The organism is Streptomyces sp. CAI-85, from assembly GCF_013363615.1.
GTDB classification, from domain to species: Bacteria; Actinomycetota; Actinomycetes; order Streptomycetales; family Streptomycetaceae; genus Streptomyces; species Streptomyces antibioticus_B.
Window position 1 is genome coordinate 386,446 of record NZ_JAANNX010000002.1, and the last position, 24,474, is coordinate 410,919.

Below are 24,474 nucleotides of genomic sequence, written 5' to 3' on the forward strand. Positions count from 1 at the left end.
CCCATGTAGGTGACAGCACCCATGTAACCGTTCCTAATCGGTGAGCAGGAGTGAGTCCTGGACCCATGCCTGGTCACCGCGGACACCCCGAGCGGTTGTGGATGTCCTGGTCGCCCGCGTGCTCGCCGCGTTCGGCGGCACGGATCGTGTCCGTGGTCCGGGGGTGCGGGGGCGGGGTTCCTCACGTCCAGGGGCACGCCGGTCGGCCTGGTCGGTCCGATGCCCGTGCATATCGCTCTGGTGTGCACGGGGCGGTGCCGTCCGTCGCCGGATCGGGTGTCCTTGGGCGCGTCGTCCGATCGCGATGCTCGCCGCATCGTGCCGGGTGGTGGTGCGGGTGGGGCCGGTCATCGGCTGTTGCCAGTGCTGGGCGCCCCACTTGCTGGTGTAGGCCGGGTCCACGGCGATGATCGCGATATCTGTGGCGTCGGCCATGGAGGCCAGCCGGGCGCGGAGCCTGCCGGTCGGCATGCCGGAGACGAGGTGCCGGAATCGGCGCTTGCGCCCGTGTTTCTCTCTTGTCTTCTCGGCCTGGAAGTCGAGGTCTTCGACCGCGATGGCCTTGACGCCACAGGTCTTGGCCCAGTTCCGCAGGCGCGTGAGGGCGTGCCGTATCTGGGCGTCGCGGTGCGGGGCGGAGCCGGACAGGTCGTAGGAGAACCGGCGCGGCCGCCCGACCGGGTTGCCGTGCGTGTCGAGGCGCCAGGCAGCGAGGTGATCGGCGTTGGTGTCCACGCCGATCACACCCTCGACGAGGGCGGCTTCGAGCGGGATGGGCAAGGTGGGAGGGATCTGCCAGGAGGCGTCCACGTACCAGCGTTCGCGCCCCGTGTCGTAGTGGATGCGGTAGGCCACGGCCCGGTTCGCCTCCACACGGTCGGCCCACTCCTGCCCCCGGTGCGGGAAGCGCACCTTCGCGGCGAGTACGTACCGGCCGTGCTTGGCGTTGCACAGGTCGGCGAGCGGGGCCGGGAGCCTGATCGACACTTCGCCCTCGGGCGTGATGCGGATCGTCTCGTTGCCGAACCTTTTCCCCGACTCGCCGTCCGCTCGGAGGAACCGGCGCCCGGCTTCCCACCGCTCTCGCCACTCGGCCTCGGTGAGCTGCGCCTGCTCGAGGTGGTGACGGGTGCCCAGCAGACGTCTGCCGCCCCGCACGACCTGCACCCGGCCCGCTTCCCGGTCGGCCCGAACCTGGTCGAGCCGGTTCTCCAGCACATGCAGCCGGCGTGCTTTGTGGAACCACTCGTGCGCGCAGCGGTAGCCGCCCGGCGTCCGCTTGGTGCCCTTCTTTCCGACCGGCAGCGCCAGCCGGTGCCGGATCGTCGTGACACCGGCTTCGAGGGACTGGGTGTGCGCTGCCTGGCCGCGCCGGGCGAGTGCCCACTGATCATGCGTGGCCTTCGTGATCGACCCGGCCCACCTGGACGACGACTCGGCCGTCAGTTCTCGCTTACGGGCCGCCCATGACTGGGCGGAGTGCTCCAGGCCGTCCCGGCAACGCGCTTTGAGGTCCTTCGAGGCGAGCGAGCCCAGATGCGCACCCACCGTGCGCAGAACCTTTTTGTCCTCGGGCGTGAGATCCCTCAGTCGGCCACGAACCGCCACACCGGACGGACCGGGAGCGACGAACGGCGCGGTGATCGGGCGGAGGTCAGCCATGCTCGGAGGCTTCCAGCACCGGAGAGCGTCGGCCCGTGGCGGACGAGGTGGCCTCGACACGAACGACTCCGTGGCCGACCTTCGTCGCCCATTCCGTCAGATTCACGCTCTGACAACGACACTCACTCGTACATGGCTACGGCTGACTGCCCGACGTCGCGGACCAGATGCTGGAGGCCCCGGTTTCCACCCCTGACATGGGGGACGCGCACGGGCGTTTGTAGGGGTCGGGCCCCAGGAAGAATGCAGGGTGAGCCTGATGGCGGGAGACGCCGAAGGGCGAAAGGCTGAAGTCGGTCGAGACAGCCGCAGCACGTCTCCCGCGCCGGGGCCGGCATCGGACGAACGGCCCCGCGCCACCCGCCCGCACACCCGCCTCGTCACGCTCACCTCACCTCGCTTCACCCCTCACGCTCACCGTTCACGCTCGGCTCCGTCGACGCCCGCCCCCGACCGGTGGGGGAACCGCGTCGCGCCGTGCCGCGTCCCGTTCCGGGAAGGAGAAGCCATGGCCGCCCAGTTCGACGACGAGAGGCTGATCGCCCTCGCGGCACGGTTCGAGCGCGACGATCCCCGGTTCGCCCGGGCCATGAGCACGGGCCGCCCCTCCCGGCCCCGTGAGTACCGCCGTACCGGCGCCTGGTGGGCGCTGGCCGTCGCCCTCGCCGTACTGATCACCGGGGTGATAATCCCCGACGGGCTGCTGATCGCCACCGGGCTGGTGCTCGCCGGGATGGCGGGTCAGCTCTTCGACCCGCACCGGCCGCGCGGACGGCGTCGGCCGCACCGGCGCTGACCGGGCCTGACCCGACCTGCTCTGCCCTGACCTGCGTAAACCCCTGCTCCGCCGGTTCAGGTGATCTTCGGTTGCCGGTATGAGGTAGACTCCTTTACCAAACACTTACACTCCGCCCGGGCGCGTGCCCGCTCCGGCGGGGTGTTCGTACGTGCAACCGGCACCGACGCGAGCAGAGGGGGCGTGACATGGGTCGAGTCATCCACGTGCGCGTCGACAACGCCGCTCGCGACCGCGTTCCTGATACCGACGCCGCGGTCTGAGTCACCGCCCGGCGCTCCGGCAGGCCCCGCCGCCCCCGCGCCGCACGTCTCCCTTCACCCGCCGCACCAGCACGCCGTAGCCCCGCCGCATCTCCGACGGGGCCACCGGCCCGACGCACCGGCGCACACCCCACACCCACCACACCCCGCACGTGACCGACGACCGTACGCCACCCGTACGACCGACCCGTACACCCGGCCCGTACGACCCGCACCCGCGACCGTACGACCCGTACGGGAACCCCGACCCGAACCCGACCGCCCCCCTAAGGCCCCGCCCGTGCCCCGTAGGGGACGGACGGCCCATCCGCGCCGAACAGCGCGCCGCCGGCACCCGCAACGGCACTGACGCCGCCACCGAATCGACACGGAGGACAGACGCCCGTGCACGACACCACAGCCATGCTCATCGAACTCGGCGCCATCATCCTCGTCCTGGGCCTGCTGGGACGCCTCGCCGGACGGGTGGGTTTCTCCCCGATACCCCTGTACCTGCTGGCCGGCCTCGCCTTCGGGCATGGCGGCATCCTGCCGCTGAGCGCCAGCGAGGAGTTCGTGTCCACCGGCGCGGAGATCGGCGTCGTCCTGCTGCTGCTCCTGCTCGGCCTGGAGTACAGCGCCTCCGAACTCGTCACCAACCTCAAGACCCAGTACCCCTCGGGCGCCGTCGACTTCGTCCTCAACGCCGCCCCCGGCGCCGTCATGGCGCTGCTGCTCGGCTGGGGCCCGGTCGCCGCCGTCGCACTCGCCGGGGTCACCTGGATCTCGTCGTCCGGCGTGATCGCCAAGGTCCTCGGCGACCTGCGCCGACTCGGCAACCGTGAGACCCCGGTGGTCCTCGGCATCCTGGTCCTCGAAGACCTCGCCATGGCCGTCTACCTGCCGATCCTCACCGCCCTGCTCGCCGGGGTGAGCCTGGCCGGCGGCACCGTCACCCTGCTGATCTCCCTGGGCACGGTCGGCGGTGTCCTCTACGTCGCCCTGCGCCACGGCCGGGTGATCAGCCGCGCGGTCTCCTCCGACAACGCCGAGATGCTGCTGCTCGTCGTGCTCGGCCTGACCCTGCTCGTCGCCGGTATCGCCCAGCACCTCCAGGTCTCGGCGGCCGTCGGCGCGTTCCTGGTCGGCATCGCGCTGTCCGGTGAGGTCGCCGAGGGCGCCAGCAGTCTCCTCACCCCGCTGCGGGACCTGTTCGCCGCCGTCTTCTTCGTCTTCTTCGGCCTGCACACCGACCCCTCGGCCATCCCGCCGGTGCTCCTCCCGGCGCTCGCGCTGGCCTCCGTCACCACCCTCACGAAGATCGCCACCGGCTACTGGGCCGCGCGGCGTGCCGGCATCTCCGTCAAGGGACGCTGGCGGGCGGGCGGCACGCTGGTCGCGCGCGGCGAGTTCTCCATCGTCATCGCCGGTCTCGCCGTAGGGGTCGAACCCCGTATCGGACCGCTGGCGACGGCGTACGTGCTGATCCTGGTCGTCCTGGGACCGCTGGCCGCGCGCTGGACGGAGCCGGTGGCCCGCAGGATCACGGCACGGACCGGCTCCGGCCGGGGGACCGGGGCGGTGGGTGCGAAGGGCGCGGCCGGTACTGTCGGGACAGCCGGTGCCACCGATGCCCCTGGTACGACCGATGTCTCTGGTACGACCGATGCTTCTGGTACGACTGATGCCGCTGGTGTCGGTGATGCCTCTGGTGTCACCGATGCCCCTGGTGTCGCCGGTGCTGCTGATGCCGATTCTGCCGACGCCGCGGGAGCCGTCCATGCAGGCCACTGAGTACGGCAGCCGGCCGGTGCTCGCGCACGGCGCGGCGGCCGCGTTCCCGGCGCCGCAGCCGGAGCCGGCTGCTCAAGAACCGCGCGAGGCCGAGACCCTCGGGGCGACCGGTGCCGACGAGGGCCTGTCCTACGCCCCGTTCCTCGACGGCTTCCAGCAGATCGTCGCGGACGCCGCCACCACCGGCCGCCGGCTGACCCGCGACGAGCTGGAGTCCCGCCGGGCGCTCGGCATGCGGGCCGCGGAGGCCGGGCACGGCTGGCGCGGCCTGGTGCGCGCCCACCTCGTGGCCGGCCGCGAAGGCAGGCCGCGGGCGGCCGACTCGGACAGCGTCCTGGCCGTCGTCGAACAGGCCATGGACGCCTTCGCCGACGGCTACGAGCGCGCCCAGCGCCTCGTGATCCGCAAGGAGGAGGCGGCCCGCCGGGAGTTCATCGACGACCTGCTGCACGGCCGCGGCGACTCCGGCGCGCTCGCCGCCCGCTCCGAACGCTTCGGGTTCCGGCTGTCCCGCGCCCACGCGGTCGCGGTCGCCGAGGGTCCCGAGAAGTACGACGAGACCGACCCCGTGCCCCGTCAGGTGGCGAGCGAACTGTTCGCCCGGTTCGAGAACCGGCGCATCCTGTTCACCACCAAGGACGGCCGGATGGTGTGCGTCGCCCCCTCCGACCAGGACGACGTCCTCACCCACTTCGCCAAGCACGCCTACGCCGCCGCCGGCGACCGGGCCCAGGCCGCCATCGGCCGCCCCCGGCCCGGCACGCTCGGCATCGGCCACAGCTACGAGGAGGCGCTCAACGCGCTGGACGTGGCCCAGCGGATGGGCTTCGACGAGCCGCTGCTGCGCGCCGCCGACATGCTCGTCTTCCCGGTGCTCGCGCGGGACCGGCAGGCGCTGGTCGACCTGGTCCACAACGTCCTCGGGCCGCTGGAGGGGGCCCGCGGGGGAGCGGTGCCCTGGCTGGAGACCCTCGGCGCCTACTTCGACACCGGATGCGTGGCCGCGGCGGCGGCCCGGCGGCTGTCGCTCAGTGTGCGGGCCCTCACCTACCGGCTCGACCGGGTCCACGCGCTGACCGGCACGGACCCGACCGACCCGGCCCAGCGGTACATGCTCCACACGGCCGTGATCGGGGCCCGGCTGCTGGACTGGCCGGCGCGGCCGCTGCGCCCCGTGTGAGACCGGCTGTCGGCTGCGGGGTCCCGGTCACTCCCGTTCGAGGATCGCCGCCGCCGCGTCGACGCCCTCCCGGGTGCCGATCACGATGAGGATGTCGCCGCCGACCAGCCGGAAGTCCGGCTTCGGCGACGGCACGGCCTCGGCGCGGCGCAGCACCGCCACGATCGACACCCCGGTCTCGGTGCGCATATGGGTGTCGCCGAGGAGCCGGCCGTTCCAGTACGACACGGACGACAGCTCGATGCGCTCGGCGACCAGACCCAGTTCGGTGGTGGAGAGCAGGTTCGGGCTGTGGTGCGTCGGCATCATCGCGTCGATCAGCGCCGCCGCCTCGTTCGCCGTCAGCCGGGCCGACAGGGCGCAGGCGTCCGGATCGTCCTCCTGGTAGGCGTTGAGCGTGCGGGTGCCGTCGCGGTGCGCGACGACGGACAGCCGGCGCTGCTCCCGCGTGGTCAGGTCGTAGCGGACCCCGATCCCCGGCAACGGCGTACTGCTCAGGCGCGGACCACCCACGACTGCCCCCTGTCTGCTGAGTCCTGCATGTTGTGCGCTGCATGGTGCGCGCTGTCTGAAAGCGACGTTACGTCGAACAACCGCCCCTGACACCCTAGCCAGCACGGATTTCAGGCACCGGGACGGGCCCCCACCGCCGGGTGGGACAATGGCCGAGGTCCATGACGGCGTGGCCGCCGGTGCCCCGCGGGCCTGGGGAGGACCGGAAGGAGACGTGGAGCATGGTCGAGTGGGTGGCGTTCCGGACCGGCTCACGTCCCGTGCCCCGACCCGTCGCGACCCCGCTGGTGTGGGCCACCGCCGGCGGCGGGGCGCTGACGCTGGTCGCCGTCCACACGTTCCTGGTGGGCAGAGACCACCCCGGACCCGCCCTGGCCGCGCTGTCCCTGCTGGCCCTGCTGCTCGGCGTGTGCGCCCGCTTCACGGCGGCGCCCGGGACGGCCGTGCTGTGCTGGCTGTTCCTCAACGGCTTCGCGATCCCGCCGGCCGGCACCCTCACCTGGGCCGGCCACCGGGACACTCTCTGGCTGTCCTGCCTGTGCGCCGCCACCCTCCTCGGCACGGCCCTGGCCCGCGTCGTGCACGCGCGGGCGGCGTACCACCGGGTCACGGGCGGCCCTCCGACGCCGTCGCTGTGGCCGGACGACTGACGCCGCGTCACTCATTGGGGCCAGGGCGTACGGCCGAAGCGCCGATTTTCGGATGACTTTCCTACTTTTACGAGCTTTTGCGTGTCTTCACGGGCAATTCATCTCACTGTTCCCGTGCATGCCCCGTGCGTGCCTGGTGAAGGCCCGGTGAAGGTCCGTGAAAGTAGGAAAGCGACGATGACGCCTGCGACGAAGCGACCGCGTTCCGCCCGTTGTCCACGCACGGCGCCCGGCACGGCCGCTGCCGCCGTCGCCGCCGTCCTGACCCTGGTGGCGACCCTCGTCCTCGCCGGTGCGACCCCGGCCGCCGCGCTGACCAAGCCGGTCGTCGACGGCCCCGTCTTCAACGACCCGCTGGGCACCCCGGCCCAGCAGAAGGCGGTCTTCACCCAGCTCGTCCAGCTCATCGACGCGACCCCGGCGGGCGCCCAGATCCGCGGCGCCGTACTGGAGTTCAACGACCAGGAGGTCGCGAACGCCCTGCTCGCCGCCCACCGTCGCGGCGTCGACGTCAAACTCGTCGTGGACGACTCGACGTACGTCAACGGCGACGGCGTCGAGTACCCCAACGCCCCCTACCAGACGCTCAAGGCGGGCCTCGGCACCAACGACTCCGCCCGCTCCTGGATCGTCGTCTGCGACGACAGGTTCGAGGACGCCGACGGCGTGGACGACGTCCAGCGCGGCTGCCTGGCCGTCGCCCCGCCCCAACCGGCCTACAACCACAACAAGTTCTTCGTCTTCTCCCGGATCGGCCCCTTCGACGACGGCACCAGCTACTCCAAGGTCGTCTTCCAGACCTCCTCGAACCTCTCCCACTGGTACAAGGTCGAGTCCTTCAACGACGCCGTCACCTTCGCCGACGACGCGGTCTACGACGGATACGTCACCTACCACGAGAGGCTCCGCGTCGGCCGCACCCTCGTCCGCGGCAACAACAACGCCTACTTCTCCACTCCGACCGGATCGCCGTACCGCGCCTTCTTCTTCCCGCGCGCCGACCGCTCGTACTACAACCCGGCCACCGACACCGTCGTCAACGCGCTCAACGAGGTCCGCTGCACCTACACCGGTACGGACGGGCTGCGCCACCAGACCGACATCCGCATCGTGATGCACAGCTTCTACGGCTCACGCGTCCAGGTCGCCCAGAAACTCGCCCAACTCCGCGCCAGGGGCTGCTGGATCGACATCGTCTACGCCGAGAGCGACTCCGCGATCACTACCCGGCTGACCGCCGCGGGCATCCAGCACCGCCGCTGCCGTATCCCCAACGGCCCCGGTATCGACGTCCGTCCGCACAACAAGGAGATGCTGATCGACGGCGACTACAACGGCGACCTGACGCCCCGCGTCTACACCGGGAGCGCCAACTTCATCGGCTCGTCGCTGCGTTCGGCCGACGAGGCGCTGGTCCGCATCGCCGACGCGACGTACCACGCCCGTTACCTCAGCACGTTCTACAAGATCCGTACGGCGTGCGGCGGTTGAGACGTGCCCCGGAGCATGGGCGTCATGGGCGTCATGGGCGTCACACCCAGGTGTCGAGCCACATCCGGGCCCGCCAGCCGTCGTAGGGAATGCTCTGCCCGGTGTAGAGCGGGTAGAAGTAGACGAAGTTCCAGACGATGAGCAGCACGAGCACCCCCGCGGCCACCGCACCCCGCACGCGCCTCGGCCGTCCCGCCCCCGGTGGCCCGAGGAGCGCACCCAGCAGCATCGCCACGGCCAGACAGAGATACGGCACGAAGACGACGGCGTAGAAGGAGAAGACGGTGCGGTCCTGGTACAGGAACCAGGGCAGATACCCGGCGCCCACCGCGCACAGGACCGCCCCGGCCCGCCAGTCGCGCCGCAGCGCCCACCGGTAGAGCAGGTACACGAGCGCGGCGCACGCCGCCCACCACAACAGCGGTGTGCCGAGGGCGAGAACGGTCTGCACACGGCCGCCGCCCGACGACTCGTAGTGAAACAGCACGGGCCGGCCGAACACGAGCCAACTCCACGGATTCGACTCGTACTTGTGCGGCGTATGAAGCCCGACGTTGAACCGGTACACCAGAGCCTCGTAGTGCCACAGACTCCGCAACGGGGCCGGTATCCACGACCAGGGGCCGCCGCGGCCGTCGGCCCAGTGCCGCCCGTAGCCGTCGTCGGACAGGAACCAGCCCGTCCACGTCACCAGATACGTCACGACGGCGACCGGTACGAGCGACGGCAGCGCCGGTCCGGCGTCCCTGCGCAGCACCGCCCGGTACGGACGCCGGGCCCCGGCGACGCGCCGCGCGCCGACGTCCCACAGGAGCGTGAGCACCACGAAGAAGGCAAGAAAATAAAGCCCGTTCCACTTGGTGGCGGCGGCAAGCCCCAGCAGACACCCGGCGGCGATCCGCCAGGGCCGCCACCCGGTGGCGGCCTGCCCATCGGCGAGGCGCGCCCGCGCCCCGTCCCGGTCGAGCAGCAGACACCCGAACGCCGCCAGGACGAAGAACATGACGACGAGATCGAGCAGCGCGGTCCGGCTCATCACCAGATGCAAACCGTCGACGGCCATCAACACCCCGGCCAGACACCCCAGCACGGTGGACCGGAACAACCGCCGCCCGATCCGGCACAGCATCAGCACGGACAGGGTCCCGAGCAGCGCGGTCATGAACCGCCAGCCGAAGGGATCGAGCCCGAACGCCCACTCCCCGACGGCGATCACCCACTTCCCGGCGGGCGGATGCGCGACGAAGGCCCCGGCGTCGGAGAGCGGCACGACCTGCGGATCCGCCAGGATCCCCGGATCGGCGGTCTTCCGGTCCGGCCAACTCCCCTCATACCCGAGCCGCAGCAACGCCCAGGCGTCCTTGGCGTAATACGTCTCGTCGAACACCAGCCCCCGAGGCCGCCCCAGCCCCCAGAACCGCAACACCCCGGCCCCTACGGCAACGAGCAGAGCGGCACCCCATTCCGCTCCCGCGGATGCGAGCCGCTCCCGGATCCCCACCTTGCGCGCACTGCTGTTCGTCACCGGATGACCTTAGAGGGCGAAGGTGGGGACGGGGATGACGGGTGGGGTGCCCGCTGCTGCACAGGGCTGACGGTTCAACGCCGTGTACGTGGACTCGACTTGGGTGCTCCTACTTCAGGTACACGAGGCCGTCGGTGGTGATCGTGGGCCGCTTGGACGTCCCCACCACCACGATCTTGACCGTGTGCTTCGCGGCGGAGGACCAGGTCTTCGTCCAGATCGCGTTGCGGTAGGACGTGGTGGACGACTTGAGGTCCACGGTCGTCACCTTCTTGCCGTCGACGTAGACGTACGCCTGGCCGGAGGTGGAGGCCCGGGAGACGACCCAGGCGACCGAGCGGCCGGTGAAGGTCCAGGTCAGTGAGGCGTTCTTGGTCTTGCTGGTGAGGGACTTGCCGCCCAGGTAGCTGGTGGAGGACTTGGACGTCCAGGTGCCGGTCCGCTTGGCCGAGGTCTCCTGGAGGATCACCGGGGTGCCGGTGACCGAGGCCGTGGCGGTGTTGCCGACCATGTCGTACGCCTTCATGGACCATACGGTCGCGGCGCCGGGCCTGGCGGTGTGCTGGGCGGTGGTGACGGTCGGCCCGTACGTCTTGGCCGGGGCGGTGAGGCGCACCTCCTTGAGGGCGGTGGTGTCGGCGGCCTTCCAGTTCAGGGTCAGGGGGACGGCCGTGGCGGTCACCGTGCCGGTGCGGAGGGCCAGGTTCGGCTTGGTGGTGAAGGTGGGCGCGGTGGTGTCGGCGACGACGGTGACGGCCGTACTGGTCGCCGTCCTGCCGGACTGGTGCACGGCCCTGACCTGCACCTGGTGCTTGCCGGAGCCCAGCGTGACCTTGGCGGAGGTCGCGCTGCCCTTGGCCGTGGCCGCCGTCTTCCCGTCGACCAGCACCTGGAACTCGGAGATCAGCGCGGCCGGGGTGGTGGCCGACCAGTTCACCGTGACGGGGCCGCTGGTGTACGGCGTCGAGCCGATCGCCGTCGTGCCGGTGACGGAGGTCAGGGCGAGCCCGGTGACCGGACCGGCGGCCAGCTCGCGGACCGTGCCGAGCGCGGCGTAGTAGGCGTCGCCGGGGCACAGGGTGTTGTAGCCGTCGCGGTGACCGTGGATCGCCGGGAGCCTCATCTCCTCGCCCGGACCCCAGGACTTGCCGGCGAGGTTCTGGCCGTCCAGGGCGGTGGTGAGCGTGACGGTCGAGTCGGGTGCGATGCCGTACTGGCCCAGCTTCCACGCGGCGAGCCGGGCGACGGACGTCATCGCGGCCTGCGAGGGCACCGAGTCGGTGTACGTGCCCAGGACCGCGATGCCGGTGGTCTGCGAGTTGAACCCGTAGGCGTGCGCGCCCACGACCGGCAGATCGACGCCGCCCTTGCGGCCCTCGTACACCGTGCCGCACTTGTCGACGACGAAGTTGTAGCCGAGGTCCTTCCAGCCCAGTGTCTTCACGTCGTACGTGTAGATGGAGTTGATGATGGAGGGCGCTTCGGCGCAGGTGTATTCGTTGCTCTGAGCGGTGTGGTGCAGCACGACCGCCTTGATCTTCCCGTCCGGCGTGTAGCTCGGCTCCTCCGGGCTGAGACCTTCGTCCGCGTTCCAGCCGTAACGGGGGGTGATGGGGGGCTGGGGGACGGTGGAGGGCGGGGCGGTGGGGACGGAGGCGGACGGGGACGGGGATACGGTCGCCGAGGTGGACTCGCTGGGGGCGGGGGTGTCGGACGGGGACGAGGAGGAGGTCGGGGACGCGGGGCTGGATGGCTCGCCCGTCACCGATCCCGATTCCGAATCCGACGGGGACGGGGATGGCTCGACGGTGGTGCCGTCGGCCCCGCCCGGGGCGGCCGAAGTAGAGGGACTCTCGGACTCGGTCTCGGGGGCGGAGGGCTCGTCACTGCTGTCGCCGTCGGCGACGAAGGCGGCGGGCTCAAGGTCGCCACCAGAGCCGGAGCCGGAGCCGGAGCCCTTGCCGGAGCCGCCGATCATGTCCACGCGAAGCCCCTCGGGCAGCCGCGCCCCCGACTTACCGCCCACCCGCACTTCGACACCGTCGGACGGCCCGACCCACGCGGGCTCGGTCCCACCCCGTGCGGCACCGTTCTCACCCGCACCGGTGTCACCGTCGAGGCTCAGCCAGTCCGACCACCGCCCGGAACCAACCGCCCGGGTACGCACCTCGACGGTGCCGGCGACCTTGGCGGAAGGCTTCTCCCAGGTGACGCCGAGCATGCTGAACACCTCGGTGTCGCGGGGAGCCAGAGCGGCGGAGCCACCGCCCCCACTCACCTTGAGCGCGGCGGACCGCACGTCGTGCGTGACGGCCCCGGGCCTGCCGTCACCACTCCCATCACCACCAAACCCCCCGAAAACCCCCTGCGCCACCAACGTCCCACACACGCCCGCCGCAACGACCGCGCCCGTCCCCCACCAGCGACGCACTCTCATATCCGCCCGCACACCCTCCCCCTGACGCGCGGTCAGAGAATCTCTAGGATCTTCATACTCGTGAAGCTAATGTGAAGAAAGCTTCACGAGTATGACAGAGGCCAGCATGCGCTTACTGGGGCAGGTCGGCAGGCCGGAGAAGGGCACGGGGCGGGCAGACGGCGACGTAGCCCGCCCCGCACCCGCGATCAGTCCTGGCCGAGCAGGGCGCTCATCCGGGTGATCTCCGCGGTCTGCGAGGTGATGATGTCCCCGGCCATCGCCTTGGCGGGGGCGTACGCACCGTCCGCCTGCTCGGTCTCGGCCATGGCGACGGCACCCTTGTGGTGCTCGATCATCATGCGCAGGAAGGCGGTGTCGAACGCGGCACCGGAGGAGTCGTGGAGCCGGCCCATCTCCTCACCACTCATCATGCCTTGCACGTCGCCGTGCCCGGAGTGATCCATGGCGCCGGGGGCGGGCACCTCCTCACCCCAGGAGGCGAGCCAACCGGACAGGGTCTCGATCTCGGGCCCCTGGGCCTTCGCGATGCCCTCGGCGAGCTTCTTGACCTCCGCCGACTGGGCCCGCCCGGCGGCGAGCCCGGCCATCTCCACCGCCTGACGGTGGTGGGGAATCATCCCCTTGGCGAACGCGACGTCGGCCGCGCCGTACGTGCTCTGGGCGGCGGACGCCGACGCGGCCTTCCCGCCGTCGCCGTCGCGGTCACCACCACAGGCGACCAGAACGAGCGCCGCAGCACCGGCGGCAACTACCGCGACGCTATGCCGAACGAGGAAACGCTTACTGTTCATGAAAGATGCAACTCCTTCACACGCGACCACGACAGGCCACGCGGGGTTCGCGGATTTCAGGGCGTGCGCGAGCACGACACGGCTCAGAGGCCGGCGCCGTGCGGGCAGCTCTAAATCCGCAGAAGTTGCAGTTCGGACAGATCGGGCGGCGCCCGCCCGCTCTCGGCCGAAGCGGGCGCATCGACGGACAAGGCGGAAGAGACAGGCACGTCGAGAATGGCCGCACTCAGTGCCGGCGGCGCATACGACGAGCCGATCCCGGCGGCCGCACAGGTGCCGTCAGCGTGATCGAGGTGATCACTGGTGTGCGAACAACCGTCGTCCACATGCTCCCCGACGGCGGCCTGAGCCATCACCATCGAGTGCCCCTCCGGCACCCCACCGGGAGCAAGCCCATGCATACCCAACAACCCACAGAGCACCACCATGACCACCAGCACCAGGAACCGCCCACCGGGGCGACTCCTGAACACCAGGCTTGTGGTCATGCCCGCATCGTACGGTCATGTGCTGCGACTAGCGCGACAGCCGAGGCCCCTCAGAAGACGGTCGCCTACGCTCCCTGCGCGGCTTCCCGGCCGGACACGGCTGCCAGGTCGGCGTCTATGGCGTACTTGTGCCCGTGCGGGCCGGCTGCCCTCAGCATGCCGCGCGCCATGGCGATCACCTGGTCGTCCGTGTGTACTACGCGAATCCGGGACAGAGTCCAGTTCCACAGTGCCTGCCGCGACGTTTCGCGTGGATCCCACGCCTCCAAGGTCGTGAGGGCCGAGGCGATGATCGGGATGTCGAGCCGTGGAGCAGCCTTGATCAGCGCAGTCATCTCCCGATCGCCCTGAACCGCTTTGGAGAGAGCCTCGAAGTCGAACACGAAGACGCGCTGTGGCGGACGGTGCAGCTTTACCCGGCCCGTACGGCTCAGGCGACCTCGTCCGAATGTGGCCGCTGCCCGTCGTGCCAACTGTCCATAGCTGCGATGCGGTCCAGCGCTGATTGCTGCTCGTCGTCCGTCACTGCGCCGTGTTCGTCTTCGATGCGTTCGGCCAATTCGCGCAGTCGGTCCAGGGCGTCCTGATGCGCGGCTGCGGCGGCGATGTAGCTGGACACCCCGCGCGCGTCGACGCGTTCCTTGATCGATTCCACCAGCTCTTCCGGCACGGTGATGGTGATCTTCCGAGTCGCCATACTTCAAGTATGCCGTGCGTGGTGAGGTTCTCCCCGGTCGTTCTACGGCTCGCGAACCGGTGCCGCACGCGGCTGCTGGTTGCGCCGCCCGTGCTCGTGGATGTCGGAACGGCACAACCACGTGCAAGCATGTCGCCGTGATCACCATTGACGTCAGCGAGGTGACCGACGAGCGCGCCCTGCACCTGCTCCTGATGCGGGAGTTGGGCTTCCCGGGCTTCTACGGCATGAACTGGGATGCCTTCTGGGACTCGATCACCGGCTTGGTCTGGATCCCCGACCATGTGCGCTTCCTCGGCTGGGACCAGCTCGCGGCCCACGTTCCCCGCGGGGCCGCCATGCTTCAGCGGGCGCTCGACGACTACCGAGCCGCATACCGCCCGGACTTCGTCGCCGAGTATGCCTAGCTATGAGCGATCTCCGGGTGCAGGCATAACACGCAGGTTCCCGAGGTGATCGAAGGAGCGTCCGTGTCTGCCGAGCGACTAAAAAGCGTTGATGTCCTCTACGGCGCGGGTGGCGATGTGCCATCCTTCGGCTGAGCTGCGGTTTCGTCGGCCAGGGCTGCGGGTGAGTACTCGACTGCGGGGCACCGGTGTTGACCGTGCTTGACCCCTGTATCTGGCACGGTTGTGGCAGGAGGATCCCGCCAGTCGCCGGTGGCGCCGGGGCGGGGATCAGCCGATCGGATGCAGTCACTGAGGGTGGCAAAGGACACTGGTGGGCCCGCCGCCGCGCGAACCGCGCCCAGGCTGGCACTATCTGCGTCCAGGGCGGCGACTACTGGGTGTGGGAGTACGTAGAACTCCCACTGGGCTGTGTCGAGTGGGTTATAGGCAGCGTGTTCACGGGCGGTCTGGACAGCAAAGACGTAGACGTCGGCGTTGCACGACTTGGCGCCTGAGTAACCGTCATCAGGTGACCACGTGCGAGCGCGGAGCCCACTGAAGCGGATTTGAGACGGTGTCCGTTGTTCCCAGGCTTGTAGGTAGCCGCTGGCCTTGACTTCGATGCGCAGTCCGTCGTTGGTCTCGACGTCGTGGCTGGCCCATTCCACACGGGGCTCGTGGGATCCGATTGCCTGGTGCACCAGGAATTCGGCGAACAGGCCGCGTGTGTTGTTCATACGGATGTCTGGCATGGCGAACCGCCAGAAGTCGACAACGGTTGCGTCCGGGACGCCGATGATTGGCTCGTTGCCGCGGAGCGAGCGCATGGGCTGCGGGATCAAAGGCGGACGGGCAGGCTGTTTCATTGGCCGCAGTCTGCCAGCGAGATCTGGTCGCTTGCCCATATGCTGCCAGCAGCCCTTGCCAAGACTCCGGCTGGGTGGCCGCGGGGGCGGAGCAGGGGCCAGCCCTCAGCTTGGGAAGCTTGAGCTTCTTGGCGGCGGTTGTTGCGCTGACCTGTGGCGAAGTGGTGTTGGAGCCCTGGTTGTACCTGGGACCAGTCCCCGCTGTTCCCCGCAGGATCTGGCACCCGAATGGCACGGTCTCTTCACCTAAAGAGGTTCCTTGGCGAAGTCCGGGAGTGTCGGAGCCTCAGCCGACGAAAGTCAGTCACGACGGCGGGTGCGCCGACTGCCCACGCACGGGTGTGCAGTCGACGCACCTCCATCGGCCTCAGCCAGGCTGCCATGCTGTCGATCAGAGCAAGCCATGGCGGCAGGTCCGTGCGGGAGAGTCAGGTACGCGAACCGCTTTTCGATAGAGAGAGAATAGGTGGAGAATCCCTGATCCGTTCACTCCTGAACCGCGAGAAGCATCTGACGAGAATCAGGAAAGTCCCGCCTACGCCTTCACTATTTCAGCAAATGCAGAATAGATGGGCTCGTTTACCTGACTGGTGGCGGAAACGACAGCCGTGAATGTGCTAATCGCAGAGTCGACAGCCGCCCGATTGCGCAGTCCTCCGGTGCTGGAAAGAGGGGCGGAAAGCTGATTGGGCGCCAGCGCCAAGAGCGCCTTGGTAACTGGGAGCCAGGCCTCGACCGCTTTGGGGATAGCCAGATTCTTCGAAAACTCTAGGCTGTACCTATCGGGAATCGGAACGTTCAGAACACTCTCGATTGATGCGCCAATTGCGGTGACGGCAAGGAATGTGGATCCTCGCATGCCGAACCATTTTGCCAGATCCTGGTCGCGCTGGGTTTGCACTGCCCCAGATCGAGAACTTAGGCCCGTCTTGCTCTGTTCAAGAGCACGCAGAAGACTGTACACAAAAAGGATGTGGCGTGCACTGACGCGTTCCGGAAAAACAGTGCTATAGATTGCATCCTGCTCCCAGATCTGCCCCTTCTCATGGTACGCAACATCCGGACGTCCATGAAAGGATGCCAGCGCCTGAGCGGCCACCGTGGCTGCAAGCTGATTCTCGCCTGGACGTCGGATAACATCTTCCGCTCCGCCTCTACGCCCCCCGTTGTAACCAACGACACCGAGGCCGGCGAACTCTCTTACGAGCCTCGACTGCACCCGGTCATTGCTGCGGAAATCGGACGCCTGGGTCGGATTCTGTCGGTTATTATAGCGAATGATGTCCTGGACGGTGGCCGAGTCGTCACACTTGATGAAGCGGGCGAGAAGTTTGACTTCCTCCATTTTTTCACTGTCGGTTGAGCCGAGCGCACCCGTAGTCTGGGCGCCATTCACGATAGCAATACCGGTGATCTTTACCGAATTGCCACCAGAGTAATCAAACGAGTGAACAAGGGCTGTAATGCCATTGTTGTAAGCCCAGAACCGCCCAGGCTGCGTGCGGGCCGTAGCTTGAATTCCATTATTAATATTACTCTGCGAGCGAGTGCTTCCGAGGTAGCCCCTAATGTTGGCCGAAAAGAGCCGCTCCCGGTGTTCAGAGAATTGAGAGCGCAGCCAGGATGCCGGAATGCTAGCGCACAGCGCCGACCAATTCTCCCCATTCTCGGTGAATGCGCCGCTTACGGGGATGGAGAATTCATCCCCGACGAGAATAGGTGTCCGAGATCCTTCATACCTGTCTGATAGCGTTTCGCGGCCAACCTCTGTACCCACTACGGACATTCCGTCGACGTTGTATCGGGCTGCGATAATCCCGTAAGTAGCCTTCGCTACCGCGTCCAACTCTTCAGCGATCTGGTGATTTTCAGGCAGGTTGTGAACGAACCAGACATCAATGAAGTCGATGGCGTCGTCCGTGAGCGCCTCGTGAAGTTCCTTCCAAGCGCTACGCAGCCTTTGCGGTACATCGTTCTCAGAGTGTGAACCAAAGAGCCAATTCACGGCCTGGTGCAGTGAAGTGGCCTTCGCAAGTGGGGCTTGCGTTTGGTTTACCTTGGTTGCTTCGTAGCCTTGAGCAAGAACCATCGATCGCGAGTCGCGGTCGATGTAGACCAAGTCACACGATTTGTCATCAGGTCCATCTGTCAGGGCTGTAGCAGCGACGCTATGGATGTCTTCCAAATCGAGTGATAGTTGCAAAGCGAACAGCATTCGCTTCGCAGAGCCGTACTGGTCGAGATCGTCACGCTGCGCAAGTGCGGCATCCAAGGCGTCGGTCATCGTGCCCCTCCCTGAGAGGGGTAAATGTACCGGATTCGCGGGCTGTTGGAGGGCCAGGAAAGCCACGATGTACCCCTTCTTTGATGAAGGACCGCTCAACGGTCGCGGCCCGATTGCGTTGTGCTGCGACGTGGCGCTCCTCGGCTGTGCGGCGGTGGTCGTAGTGGGCTCGGGCTCCGGCTGATGCGGTGAGGGCGGCGAAGGCCCAGATGCGGCCAGCCGAGGCGAATGCCTGGCCAGGAGGGTGGTCTTGCGTCCCGAGGGTCTGGTGATGGGGGCGGATCCGGCGTAGGCCTTGAGGGCGCGGGCGGTGGTGAAGCGGGTGTGGTCGTCGCCAAGCCCGGCCAGGATGCGGGCGCCGGTGAGGTGGCCGAGGCCGGGGAAGCCGGTGACGATCTCGGCATCCTCGGGTGCAGTAAAGGCGTCGACGACCGCAGCCTCCAGCTCGTCGGCTCTGGTGCAGGCCGCTTCGAACTGCCGCAGCAAGGCGAGGGATTTGGTGCCCATCGCCTTCTTGGCCAGGGGTGGCTGATGCATCTGAGGCTCGCGCAGTCTGCCGTGGAGGCGTCCGACTTCGCTGGCGAGCTCACGTTGGTGGCCGGCCCTTTTGAGGATGGCTCGCAGTTGCGGGCGGGTGAGCTGTGCGGCATGCGTAGGCGTGGGTGTTGCGGCGAGCAGGGTGCGACAGAAGGCGAGGCCTTCGCGGAAGTTCCTGAAGACGCTGAGGAAGACAGGGAAGTATTCGCGCAGGTGGGGCGCAACCGGTTGCTGTTCTGTACGTGGTCCCAGACAGCGTCCTGCTGGGCTCGGGCCAGGACGGTGGTGACCTGGGCAAGGTGGCTGTCGGCTGGCAAGGGGCGGTGTTCGGGGGTATCGGCGCGCAGGATGTGGGCCAGGATTTTGGCGTCGAGGTGGTCGGACTTCTTGCGGCTGAGTGAGTAGCGGTAGCGGGCGGCGGTGAGCGGGCTGATGACGTAAATCGGCCGACCGGTGGCGCGCAGGTAGGTGACGAGGAGTCCGTGAGAGGTTTCGATGGCGACGGGATCGGGTTGCCGTGGAGGGCCAGGAGGTCGAGGAGCTGGGTCAGACCCCCGGGGCTGTCATCGCTGCGGAGCTTGGCGAGGAGGATGCCGGTGTTGTCGAGCAGGGCGATGTCGTGGGAAGGGCCTGTCATCCGATCGGTCGTTCGCAATCCCACCGGTCGTCAGGAGTTTCGGTCAGCAGCGGAACTGGAGTTCTCCCAGCGGTGAGAGGTGTTCCCTGGCGGCGGCTTGGACCACGAGCCATCGAGGCCGCTGTTGTGTCCTTCGGTGGGCGTGGCGGGTGTGGTCCGCGCGGGACGAAGGCCAGAGCGCGGTCCGGCCCCGCCACCCTCGCACGGTTTGGAACGAACGAGTAAGCCGGCCTGCGGGGCCGACTCTGTCGCGGGAGGTCAGGCATCAGGAGCGGCTACGGATCACCGCATGTCGGCTCACTCAAGACGTTTGCCAGCAGGAACAAGACCAACGGCTTACGACGCCATCAGGAGCGCAGGCCCGGCCAGGGGCCGGGCCGCGCGGGGAGTGGCGCGAGCCGCCTCGAAACCAGTAGGGAAAGTTGTAACTCAGTCCGTCGTTCGGGGCCCGAGGGGCTTGAAGGTGTGTGCGCACATGGGGAGTTCGGTGCTCTGGCGGTGTGCGAGTGGCAGGTAGTTCACTGGGCTCACGGTCCAGGTGATGTGTGTGCGGGCGTGGGTGACAGACACCGTCCAGGGCATGCGGTGCAGCAGGGCTCGTCGGGTGTTTACGCGGTGGTCGTGGAGCCGTTCCCATGCTGCTTGTGACGCGTCCGTGTCGAGTGCTGGTGAGATGGTGCGCAGGATCGTGGAGATCCAGTTGTTCGCCTCGACTTCGGTGTACGCGGCGTAGGAGCCGAAGAGCGCTGGCGGATGTCCGTCGTCCAGGTTTCGCGTCCAGCACTCGCACCAGAAGCCGGGCCGGGTCGTCGCCCTCAGCATGAGTGGCCGTTCGTGAAGAGTTCCGCGGTGACCGTGTGGCCGGCCTTGCTCTGGTGGACGACGATTCGGTGGGCGAGTGTGCTGACCATGCCGAGTCCGCGGCCGCCTTCGGCGTCCTGGTTCTGGTGCTCGGCCTTGGGGGCCGTGCCCGTACCTCCGTCGTCCGTCACCGAAACAGCAACCACCTGGGCGGACACGGCTACGGCCAGGTGGAAGCTGCCGGACTCCCGGCCGCTGGCCGTGTGGAGGATCGCGTTCGCGCTCAACTCGCTCACGATCAGTTCGGCGTCGTCGGCTAAAGGGGAGCCGTGCAGGATGTCGCGGGTCCAGCGGCGGGCCCGGCTGACCTCTTCCGGGAAGCCCGGGCAGGACAGGCCCCAGACTCGCACCGTACTCATATACTCGTGCATACAAGTTCCTCCATGCTCATAGGCCGCCATGTGCAGCGGGTTCGGGCTAGACGAGTTTCACGCCGTCGTGGGCGCGGACGGCCGGCGGAGACGCCGCGTCGAGTGCGTCGGTGACGCGGATCGCGTATGCCTCGTCGGCGAGTTCGGCGACTTCCTCGCGGGTGGCCCAGCGCAGGGCGCGGGTCTCGTCGCCGGTGGTGGGGGTGCCGTCGGCGGCCTCGCAGCGGAAGACCAGGGAGACGATCAGGCCGCTCATGTTCTTGTAGACGCCGGTCAGGGTCGCGGGGAGGGCGATCTTCACCCCGGTCTCTTCCAGGACTTCGCGTTGCAGGGCCTCGCCGATGGTCTCCTCGCGTTCGAGGACGCCGCCCGGGGGCTCCCACTTGCCGTTGTCGCGGCGCTGGATGAGCAGGGCCCGGCCCCGGTCGTCGACGACGACGCCGGCCACGCTCACGGAGTGCGGGCGTTGTGTGCTCACGTTCCTGGGCCCTCTCGGATGGCTAGGCTCACCACCGTAGCAACCACACTCACCCACTCGTCTAGATATCTAAAGGAGTACATGCGTGAGCCCCTCGCTTCCCTCCGGCCTCCTCGGCGATCTCGACCCCACGAGTGATCGTGCGGTCTTCCGGCAGATCGCCGACCAACTCCGCGACGCCATCGGCCGTGGGCGGTTCCGGGAGGGCGAGAAGCTGCCTTCCGAGGCCGAGTTGGTGGACCACTACGGGGTGTCCCGCATGACCGTCCGCAACTCCTTCTCCGTCCTCATCGGTGAGGGGCTGGTGCACGCCGAGCACGGCAAGGGCGTGTTCGTGCGACCGCGGCCGCCGGTGCGGCGCCTCGCCTCCGACCGGTTCGCCCGGCGTCACCGGGAGGAGGGCAAGTCCGCGTTCCTCGTGGAAGCGGACGCCGCCGGTGGCCATCCCCAGGTCGACAGCCTTGAGGTGAAGGAGGAGAAGGCCGGCCCCGATGTCTCCGCCCGGCTGGGCTCCCTGCGGCGGGTGCTCGCGCGTCGGCGTCGGTATCTCCTGGACGGGCGGCCCGTCGAGTTCGCCACCTCCTACCTCCCGCTCGACATCGTGCGCGGTACGCAGATCGCCGAACCCAACCCCGGGCCCGGCGGCATCTACGCCCGACTCGAAGAACTCGGCCACCACCTCGACCACTTCGACGAGGAGATCCGCGCCCGGATGCCCACACCCAGCGAAGTCAAGACACTCCACCTCGCGGCCGGCGTGCCCGTCATCCACCTCATCCGCACTGCCTTCGACGCCGAAGGGCGGGCCGTCGAAGTCTGCGACACCGTCATGGCAGCCGACGCCTACGTCCTGACCTACCAACTCCCCGCCACCTGAGAGCCTCACCGGTCATCAGGCGTCCGGCGTGAGCATGTTGCCGATGTTGGTTCACATGAAGCCGTCATGCCAGTTCGGTTTGTCGGACGCCCAGTTGAGGAGGGCGTGCATCACCTTCTCTTGTGAGACGGTCTTGGTCTGGCAGAGCTCGGTGGCTGTGCGTGCGGGCACCAGGTGCTCGTTGCCGCGTCGCAGGTTGGCGAGCATGGTTCCGATGGTCGCCTTCGAGGGGCGTTTGACCACGTGGCCCCGGCCGGTTGTCGCGGTGAGCATGGGGGGAGTCTGGCGGACGGGTCCGACAGCGGCCGTAGGCCGATCGCCCAGCGCGAAGGGCCAGCCTCGGAGGAAGTCCTCCTGAGCTGGCCCCTGACCCGTGCCCCCGGCAGGATTCGAACCTGCGACACCCGCTTTAGGAGAGCGGTGCTCTATCCCCTGAGCTACGAAGGCGGCAGTGACGGTTGCGTCACCGCCGACAGTGTAGCGGGTGTGGTTCGGCAGGTGGGCGGGCGTTAGCCGGCTGCTCAGCCGCTCAACCCCTCCTCACCCGCACCCGGTAATCCCCCTTCAGGTCCGCCGCCGTCACCGTGATGCGGATGTCGTGTTTGCGGTCGAGGAAGGACTCGCCGGGGGCGAACGGGGCGTCGGAGAGTTCCGCGTGGACGTTGGGGCTGCGGGTGCAGCCGCCGCTGTCGGTGCGGGAGTCGTAGACGGTCACCGGGCCCATGCCGGTGTCGACGTCGGCGTCGACCTTGTAGATCAGGATGCCGGGGCGGCACACCGTCTCGTCGTTGCCGCCGCGGGTGCGCAGTTCGACGGCATAGCCGGTGCGGGGGCCCGTCGGGACGAAGACGAGTTTGGGGCCGCCGGTGCGGGAGAGCGGGGTGAGGGTGTACTCCGTCGTCGTGCCGGGCTGGGCCGCGCAGGCGATCTGGGTCGCGTCCAGCCAGCCGAGCTTCCACTTGTGCCAGCCGAGGAGGTCGTTGTTGGCGCCCCAGTCCTCGCTCATGATGTCCCAGTGGCCGACCGCGCCCCCGCCCTCCTGGGTGTAGAGGTCGGGCAGGCCGAAGACGTGCCCGTTCTCGTGGGGGAGGACGCGGTAGCCGGTGCGGTCGTAGGAGCCGGAGCCGTCGTCCTGGCGGGAGTAGACGAAGGACGCGTTGGCGACCGGGACACCGTCGGCGACCGGGGCCTCGCGGTTGCCGGCGAACGTCACCGACAGGACCGTGTCCAGCGCGGACGGGCCCGCGTTCGGGGTCACCAGCACGTTCAGCAGGTCGTACGCGCGGAAGTCCACCGTCGGGTCCGCGGCGGCCACGATGTCCTGGACGAGTTCGCGGTAGCCGGGGTCGAAGGGCGCGCCGCGCTCTATGCCGTACGCGCGGAACGGCTTCGGCATCCGCAGCCAGCGCTTGATCGGGGTCTCGGCGCGGTAGTCGAGGCGGCCGTAGGACGCGGTGCGGAACCATTCTCCGGTCTGCGGGAAGAACTCCTCGTAGCGGGAGCGCGCGCTGCCCTCGCCGGGGGCGTCCGGGAAGTCGATCATCAGGGTGAGGGCGCGGACGGTGCCGGTGGAGCGCGCGTAGCCGCCGGGTGTGGGGACGCCCTCCGACATCTGTACGGCGGCGTCGCCGGTGATCATGCAGGGGGCGAGGGCGGAGGAGCGGGCCAGGGAGACGGGGCCGGCGCCGGCCGGGGTGGATCCGGCGGGCGGGGTGAGCCGGCCGGTGCCGGCGGAGGTGCTGACGGCCAGGGTCAGGACGGTCACGGAGGCGAGGGCTGCGGCGCGGCGCGGGCGTATCCGTCGGCGGAGCGGTTCCCCGGCGGCGGCCGGGGAGGGACGCTCGGTCTCGGGCTGCGGCTGCATGCAGGGGCCTCTCGCTCCAGGCAGCCACCGTCACCGGCTGCACCCTCGCATTCACCCTCTGTCGGCGTGTCGCGGTCCGCGCGCCGGGAGGGCCGATCGTGGGTTACCGGGAGGTATGAGGACTTTGCGGCCGACCCTGAGGCCGCCCTCACGGCCTCCTCGGCATGCGTGATCCACGTCACATCAGAAAAGTTCTCCGTTCGGGAAATAACCGGGGACCCCCTCCCCGTTTAGCCCTGTGTCCGAGTGAAACGGGGAGTGGATCCCCGGATCCGTTCCACCCGTTCCACCCGTTCCACCCGTTCCACCCGTTCCATCCGAGCCATCCGATCCGAGAGCCTCCGAGACCCGAGGAGTACGCCGTGGAGACCGCGACCGCGACCCCCGCCGTGCGCAAGGCACCCCGGCCCCGCGCCGACGCTCTGCGCAATCGGGAGCGGATCGTCACCGCCGCCCGCGAGATGTTCGTAGAGCTGGGCCCGGACGTCCCGCTCGACGACATCGCCCGCCGGGCCGGCGTCGGCAACGCCACGGTGTACCGCAACTTCCCCGACCGCGACGCACTGGTTCGCGAGGTCGTCTGCTCGGTGCTGGACCGTACGGTCCAGGCCGGTCAGCTCGCCCTCGCCGAGTCGGGCGACGCGTTCGGGGCGCTGGAACGGTTCGTGCACGCCGCCGCCGACGAGCGGATCAGCGCGCTGTGCCCGATGGTCGCCAGCACCTTCGACCAGCACCACCCCGACCTGGAGGCCGCCCGCGAACGTGCCGAGCAGATCATCGAGCAGGTCATGGACCGCGCCAAGGAGGCCGGGCAGCTCCGGACCGACGTCGGCGTCGGTGACCTGATGATCGCGGTGGCCCAGCTCAGCCGGCCCCCGGCGGGCACCGCCTGCCTGAGCGCCGACCGGTTCGTCCACCGGCATCTCCAACTGTTCCTGGACGGGCTGCGGGCCCCCGCCCGCTCCGCCCTGCCGGGCACGGCCGTGACCATGGAGGATCTGCGCCAGGCCCAGTGAGCCAACCAGTCATCTAGCTAGTCAT

At 68.7% G+C, this 24,474-nt stretch carries 23 protein-coding genes, 1 tRNA gene and 1 pseudogene; 8 read left to right on the top strand and 17 right to left on the bottom strand.

What is annotated here, in order from left to right; translation table 11 throughout:
* Positions 1-33: 33 nt before the first annotated feature.
* On the bottom strand, positions 34-1,662 hold the full coding sequence (locus G6W55_RS04745; protein ID WP_175519483.1) for a transposase: 1,629 nt from the start codon (positions 1,660-1,662) through the stop codon (positions 34-36).
* A gap of 508 nt (positions 1,663-2,170) precedes the next feature.
* On the opposite strand from G6W55_RS04745, the gene G6W55_RS04750 reads away from it, so the two are divergent.
* From G6W55_RS04750 to G6W55_RS04760, 3 genes are all read left to right on the top strand, one after another.
* The gene (locus G6W55_RS04750; RefSeq protein ID WP_175519484.1) at positions 2,171-2,458 is read left to right on the top strand and encodes a DUF3040 domain-containing protein; all 288 of its coding nucleotides are present in this window, start codon (positions 2,171-2,173) and stop codon (positions 2,456-2,458) included.
* A 647-nt stretch (positions 2,459-3,105) separates the two neighbouring features.
* Positions 3,106-4,494, top strand: coding sequence for a cation:proton antiporter (locus tag G6W55_RS04755; RefSeq protein WP_309243629.1), 1,389 nt, complete (start codon positions 3,106-3,108; stop codon positions 4,492-4,494).
* The gene (locus G6W55_RS04760) at positions 4,481-5,674 is read left to right on the top strand and encodes a CdaR family transcriptional regulator (RefSeq protein ID WP_175519485.1); all 1,194 of its coding nucleotides are present in this window, start codon (positions 4,481-4,483) and stop codon (positions 5,672-5,674) included. Before G6W55_RS04755 ends, G6W55_RS04760 begins: the two co-directional genes overlap by 14 nt.
* Positions 5,675-5,701: 27 nt before the next feature.
* Here the strand turns inward: G6W55_RS04760 and G6W55_RS04765 are convergent, their stop codons facing one another.
* Positions 5,702-6,187, bottom strand: a complete 486-nt coding sequence (locus G6W55_RS04765) for a TrkA C-terminal domain-containing protein (protein ID WP_309243630.1) — start codon at positions 6,185-6,187, stop codon at positions 5,702-5,704.
* A 221-nt stretch (positions 6,188-6,408) separates the two neighbouring features.
* Here G6W55_RS04765 and G6W55_RS04770 point away from each other — a divergent pair, with 221 nt between their 5' ends.
* A complete protein-coding gene (locus tag G6W55_RS04770) occupies positions 6,409-6,837 on the top strand; it encodes a hypothetical protein (RefSeq protein ID WP_175519486.1) in 429 nt (142 codons plus the stop codon).
* 177 nt (positions 6,838-7,014) lie between these two features.
* Positions 7,015-8,328: a phosphatidylserine/phosphatidylglycerophosphate/cardiolipin synthase family protein gene (locus G6W55_RS04775; protein WP_175519487.1), complete on the top strand. Its 1,314-nt coding sequence runs from the start codon at positions 7,015-7,017 to the stop codon at positions 8,326-8,328.
* A gap of 40 nt (positions 8,329-8,368) precedes the next feature.
* Here G6W55_RS04775 and G6W55_RS04780 read toward each other — a convergent pair whose 3' ends face one another.
* The 6 genes from G6W55_RS04780 to G6W55_RS04805 all read right to left on the bottom strand — a co-directional run bounded on the left by G6W55_RS04780 (position 8,369) and on the right by G6W55_RS04805 (position 14,269).
* Positions 8,369-9,829: a phospholipid carrier-dependent glycosyltransferase gene (locus tag G6W55_RS04780; protein ID WP_309243638.1), complete on the bottom strand. Its 1,461-nt coding sequence runs from the start codon at positions 9,827-9,829 to the stop codon at positions 8,369-8,371.
* Positions 9,830-9,962: 133 nt separating this feature from the next.
* Positions 9,963-12,290: a peptidoglycan recognition protein gene (locus tag G6W55_RS04785; RefSeq protein WP_175519488.1), complete on the bottom strand. Its 2,328-nt coding sequence runs from the start codon at positions 12,288-12,290 to the stop codon at positions 9,963-9,965.
* Positions 12,291-12,478: 188 nt separating this feature from the next.
* The gene (locus G6W55_RS04790) at positions 12,479-13,084 is read right to left on the bottom strand and encodes a DUF305 domain-containing protein (RefSeq protein WP_175519489.1); all 606 of its coding nucleotides are present in this window, start codon (positions 13,082-13,084) and stop codon (positions 12,479-12,481) included.
* Positions 13,085-13,194: 110 nt separating this feature from the next.
* Positions 13,195-13,572 (bottom strand): DUF6153 family protein, encoded by a 378-nt coding sequence (locus G6W55_RS04795; protein WP_175519490.1) that lies wholly within the window; start codon positions 13,570-13,572, stop codon positions 13,195-13,197.
* Between the two features lie 65 nt (positions 13,573-13,637).
* Positions 13,638-13,955: a hypothetical protein gene (locus G6W55_RS04800; protein ID WP_254876098.1), complete on the bottom strand. Its 318-nt coding sequence runs from the start codon at positions 13,953-13,955 to the stop codon at positions 13,638-13,640.
* A 47-nt stretch (positions 13,956-14,002) separates the two neighbouring features.
* Entirely contained in the window at positions 14,003-14,269 is a 267-nt protein-coding gene (locus G6W55_RS04805) for a hypothetical protein (RefSeq protein WP_175519491.1), read from the bottom strand.
* 137 nt (positions 14,270-14,406) lie between these two features.
* On the opposite strand from G6W55_RS04805, the gene G6W55_RS04810 reads away from it, so the two are divergent.
* Positions 14,407-14,676 (top strand): barstar family protein, encoded by a 270-nt coding sequence (locus tag G6W55_RS04810; protein WP_175519492.1) that lies wholly within the window; start codon positions 14,407-14,409, stop codon positions 14,674-14,676.
* A gap of 98 nt (positions 14,677-14,774) precedes the next feature.
* Here G6W55_RS04810 and G6W55_RS04815 read toward each other — a convergent pair whose 3' ends face one another.
* The 6 genes and pseudogenes from G6W55_RS04815 to G6W55_RS04840 form a co-directional block, all read right to left on the bottom strand.
* On the bottom strand, positions 14,775-15,524 hold the full coding sequence (locus G6W55_RS04815) for a hypothetical protein (protein ID WP_175519493.1): 750 nt from the start codon (positions 15,522-15,524) through the stop codon (positions 14,775-14,777).
* A 535-nt stretch (positions 15,525-16,059) separates the two neighbouring features.
* The gene (locus tag G6W55_RS04820; RefSeq protein ID WP_254876099.1) at positions 16,060-18,345 is read right to left on the bottom strand and encodes an AIPR family protein; all 2,286 of its coding nucleotides are present in this window, start codon (positions 18,343-18,345) and stop codon (positions 16,060-16,062) included.
* Positions 18,346-18,623: 278 nt separating this feature from the next.
* Positions 18,624-18,842 (bottom strand): annotated as a pseudogene (locus G6W55_RS38480) (transposase); the annotation flags it as partial.
* A gap of 569 nt (positions 18,843-19,411) precedes the next feature.
* Positions 19,412-19,804, bottom strand: coding sequence for a hypothetical protein (locus G6W55_RS04830; protein WP_175519495.1), 393 nt, complete (start codon positions 19,802-19,804; stop codon positions 19,412-19,414).
* On the bottom strand, positions 19,798-20,214 hold the full coding sequence (locus G6W55_RS04835) for an ATP-binding protein (protein WP_175519496.1): 417 nt from the start codon (positions 20,212-20,214) through the stop codon (positions 19,798-19,800). The genes G6W55_RS04830 and G6W55_RS04835 overlap by 7 nt, the downstream gene beginning before the upstream one ends.
* Before the next feature lie 46 nt (positions 20,215-20,260).
* A complete protein-coding gene (locus G6W55_RS04840; RefSeq protein WP_175519654.1) occupies positions 20,261-20,668 on the bottom strand; it encodes an NUDIX hydrolase in 408 nt (135 codons plus the stop codon).
* Between the two features lie 109 nt (positions 20,669-20,777).
* Here G6W55_RS04840 and G6W55_RS04845 point away from each other — a divergent pair, with 109 nt between their 5' ends.
* Positions 20,778-21,569 carry a GntR family transcriptional regulator gene (locus G6W55_RS04845; protein WP_175519497.1) on the top strand — a complete coding sequence of 264 codons (792 nt, stop codon included), beginning with the start codon at positions 20,778-20,780 and terminating at the stop codon, positions 21,567-21,569.
* A gap of 51 nt (positions 21,570-21,620) precedes the next feature.
* Here G6W55_RS04845 and G6W55_RS04850 read toward each other — a convergent pair whose 3' ends face one another.
* The 3 genes from G6W55_RS04850 to G6W55_RS04860 all read right to left on the bottom strand — a co-directional run bounded on the left by G6W55_RS04850 (position 21,621) and on the right by G6W55_RS04860 (position 23,433).
* Positions 21,621-21,842, bottom strand: coding sequence for a hypothetical protein (locus G6W55_RS04850; RefSeq protein WP_175519498.1), 222 nt, complete (start codon positions 21,840-21,842; stop codon positions 21,621-21,623).
* A 101-nt stretch (positions 21,843-21,943) separates the two neighbouring features.
* A tRNA-Arg gene (locus G6W55_RS04855) sits at positions 21,944-22,016 on the bottom strand.
* 82 nt (positions 22,017-22,098) lie between these two features.
* Positions 22,099-23,433, bottom strand: coding sequence for a M6 family metalloprotease domain-containing protein (locus G6W55_RS04860; protein ID WP_175519499.1), 1,335 nt, complete (start codon positions 23,431-23,433; stop codon positions 22,099-22,101).
* A 362-nt stretch (positions 23,434-23,795) separates the two neighbouring features.
* Here G6W55_RS04860 and G6W55_RS04865 point away from each other — a divergent pair, with 362 nt between their 5' ends.
* Entirely contained in the window at positions 23,796-24,449 is a 654-nt protein-coding gene (locus G6W55_RS04865) for a TetR/AcrR family transcriptional regulator (protein WP_175519500.1), read from the top strand.
* Positions 24,450-24,474 lie beyond the last annotated feature (25 nt).

Bases quoted from the DNA above. Each gene is read 5' to 3' on its own strand.
- G6W55_RS04745 (WP_175519483.1), bottom strand. From the start codon at position 1,662: ATGGCTGACCTCCGCCCGATCACCGCGCCGTTCGTCGCTCCCGGTCCG.
- G6W55_RS04750 (WP_175519484.1), top strand. From the start codon at position 2,171: ATGGCCGCCCAGTTCGACGACGAGAGGCTGATCGCCCTCGCGGCACGG.
- G6W55_RS04760 (WP_175519485.1), top strand. From the start codon at position 4,481: ATGCAGGCCACTGAGTACGGCAGCCGGCCGGTGCTCGCGCACGGCGCG.
- G6W55_RS04770 (WP_175519486.1), top strand. From the start codon at position 6,409: ATGGTCGAGTGGGTGGCGTTCCGGACCGGCTCACGTCCCGTGCCCCGA.
- G6W55_RS04775 (WP_175519487.1), top strand. From the start codon at position 7,015: ATGACGCCTGCGACGAAGCGACCGCGTTCCGCCCGTTGTCCACGCACG.
- G6W55_RS04785 (WP_175519488.1), bottom strand. From the start codon at position 12,290: ATGAGAGTGCGTCGCTGGTGGGGGACGGGCGCGGTCGTTGCGGCGGGC.
- G6W55_RS04790 (WP_175519489.1), bottom strand. From the start codon at position 13,084: ATGAACAGTAAGCGTTTCCTCGTTCGGCATAGCGTCGCGGTAGTTGCC.
- G6W55_RS04795 (WP_175519490.1), bottom strand. From the start codon at position 13,572: ATGACCACAAGCCTGGTGTTCAGGAGTCGCCCCGGTGGGCGGTTCCTG.
- G6W55_RS04805 (WP_175519491.1), bottom strand. From the start codon at position 14,269: ATGGCGACTCGGAAGATCACCATCACCGTGCCGGAAGAGCTGGTGGAA.
- G6W55_RS04815 (WP_175519493.1), bottom strand. From the start codon at position 15,524: ATGAAACAGCCTGCCCGTCCGCCTTTGATCCCGCAGCCCATGCGCTCG.
- G6W55_RS04820 (WP_254876099.1), bottom strand. From the start codon at position 18,345: ATGCATCAGCCACCCCTGGCCAAGAAGGCGATGGGCACCAAATCCCTC.
- G6W55_RS04830 (WP_175519495.1), bottom strand. From the start codon at position 19,804: ATGCTGAGGGCGACGACCCGGCCCGGCTTCTGGTGCGAGTGCTGGACG.
- G6W55_RS04835 (WP_175519496.1), bottom strand. From the start codon at position 20,214: ATGCACGAGTATATGAGTACGGTGCGAGTCTGGGGCCTGTCCTGCCCG.
- G6W55_RS04850 (WP_175519498.1), bottom strand. From the start codon at position 21,842: ATGCTCACCGCGACAACCGGCCGGGGCCACGTGGTCAAACGCCCCTCG.
- G6W55_RS04860 (WP_175519499.1), bottom strand. From the start codon at position 23,433: ATGCAGCCGCAGCCCGAGACCGAGCGTCCCTCCCCGGCCGCCGCCGGG.